This window comes from Streptomyces sp. NPDC059456 (assembly GCF_042750055.1).
In the GTDB taxonomy this organism is placed as follows: domain Bacteria; phylum Actinomycetota; class Actinomycetes; order Streptomycetales; family Streptomycetaceae; genus Streptomyces.
The window spans coordinates 1-1,861 of the sequence record NZ_JBHYVA010001044.1 but is presented as its reverse complement, the minus strand read 5'-3'; the positions used below and the strand labels follow the sequence as shown (position 1 = coordinate 1,861).

The following is a 1,861-nucleotide window of genomic DNA, read 5'->3' as shown; positions in this document are numbered from 1 at the left end:
ATAAACCCCCGGCCCCCCCGGGGGGCCCCCCGGGCGGGGCGGGTGTTGGGCGCCCCCCGGGGCGCCCACCGACCCCCCCCCCCCCCCCCCCACGCCGGGCACCACGAGCTGGTCGCCGCGGCGCTCATGGCGGGCAAGCACGTTCTGGTCGAGAAGCCGCTGGCCATGACCGTCGAGGAGGGCGCCGCCCTGACGGCCCTCGCCGAAAGCGCCGGCCGCGTCCTGTCGGTCGTCTCCCAGCACCGCTACGACCCGGTGGTCACCGCCGTGCGCGACTGGATCGCCGACGGCCTGCTCGGACGCCTCGTGTCCGGCACCGTCAGCCTCCAGTGCGGCCGCGACGACGCGTACTACGCCGAGAGCTACTGGCGCGGCACCTTCGCCGGCGAGGGCGGCTCCGCCCTGGTCAACCAGGGCTACCACGCACTCGACGTGACGCGCTGGCTGACCGGCGGCCTCACCGTGGTCGGCGCCGCCACCGGGCACACGGCTCCCCGTGGCGGCATGGAGACGGAGGACACTCTGGCGGCCGTCCTGCGGGGCCCGCAGGGCGCGTTGGTGACGTACCAGGTCACGGTCGCGAGCAGCATCACCTGGCGCACCCGCATCGAACTCGTCGGCACCGGCGGCTCGGTCCTCTTCGACCTGGACCACCCCGGCACGCTGCACCTGGCCGAGGGCGGCGACGCGCTGCGCGCGGCGGCCCGCACCGTGCGCGGGCAGGTGTCACCCCCACCCGCCGGAATCGGCTACTACGGCATCTCGCACCGCCGGCAGATCGCCGACTTCGCCGCCGCGGTCCGCGACCCCCGGCACACCATGGCCGCCGACGGCACCGCGGGGCTAGAGACCCTGCGCCTGCTCCGCGAGATGTACCGTACGGCCCGTTCCGGGGACGGGGCCGCGGCGTCGTCCGGGACCGCGGGCGTGGGCGCGGTGGTGGCGCGTGGCTGAGATCGTCGCGGTCGCCGGGGTCCCGCACACCCCCGGCTTCCCCGCCCTGGCCCGCACCGACACGGCGGCCGGGGCGGACGTGGCACAGCGCTACGCGGCGGTCGACGAGGTGGTCGAACGGGCGGACGCGGACGTCCTCGTCGTCCTGACCTGCGACCACATCAACACGTTCACCCCGGACATGTGGCCGACGTTCGCCATCGCCACCGGGGACGGCGCGCTCGGTCCCAACGACGACGTCCCGGGCGTTCCCCCCACCGCGTACGCGCTCGACGCGGGCGTCGGCTCGGCTCTCCACCGGGGCCTGGTGGGCCAGGACTTCGACCCGGTGGCCCTGCGCGGCCACTCGGTCGACCACTCCGTCGTGGTGCCGCTGCACTTCCTCAACGGGCGCCGGATGCCCGTCGTCCCGGTGTACCTCAACGGCATGGTGGCGCCCCGCCCTTCGGCCGAACGCTGCAGACGGCTCGGCCGGGTGCTGCGGGGCGCCCTGGAGGACCTGCCCGGCCGCCGCATCGCGGTGGTCGCCAGCGGCAGCTTCTCCCTGGAGGTCGGCGGCCCTCGGATGCTGCCCGACCAGTTGTACGGCGTACCGCGGCCCGGCTGGGCCCGGACGGTCGCCGACCGGCTGCACCGCGGGGACCTGGACGGGCTGGTGGCGCAGACGACGGAGCGGCGCATCGAGGAGGCCGGGACGGTCGCCGGCGAGGTGCTGCCGTGGATCGCCGCCGCCGAGATGGCCGACGGCCTGTCCGTCGCCCACATGGACCACCGGGACGGCGAGGGACACGCCTTCGCGGCGTGGGGGCCGGCCTGAACCTCCGCGTTCCGGAGCCCCACCGGGGCCCCCGGGCCCACCAAACGTGCCCCAGAAGAGCCTGCACGCCCACCGCCCGGTCAGGCAGGA

Annotated in this window: 2 protein-coding genes; both read left to right on the top strand. The window is 76.0% G+C overall.

The genetic code is table 11. The features are described 5' to 3' along the window. The first annotated feature begins 42 nt into the window (after nucleotides 1–42). Entirely contained in the window at nucleotides 43–954 is a 912-nt protein-coding gene (locus ACFXA3_RS41980) for a Gfo/Idh/MocA family protein (protein ID WP_385196687.1), read from the top strand. Continuing rightward, nucleotides 947–1,771, top strand: a complete 825-nt coding sequence (locus tag ACFXA3_RS41975; protein WP_385196685.1) for a hypothetical protein — start codon at nucleotides 947–949, stop codon at nucleotides 1,769–1,771. The genes ACFXA3_RS41980 and ACFXA3_RS41975 overlap by 8 nt, the downstream gene beginning before the upstream one ends. Nucleotides 1,772–1,861: the final 90 nt, after the last annotated feature.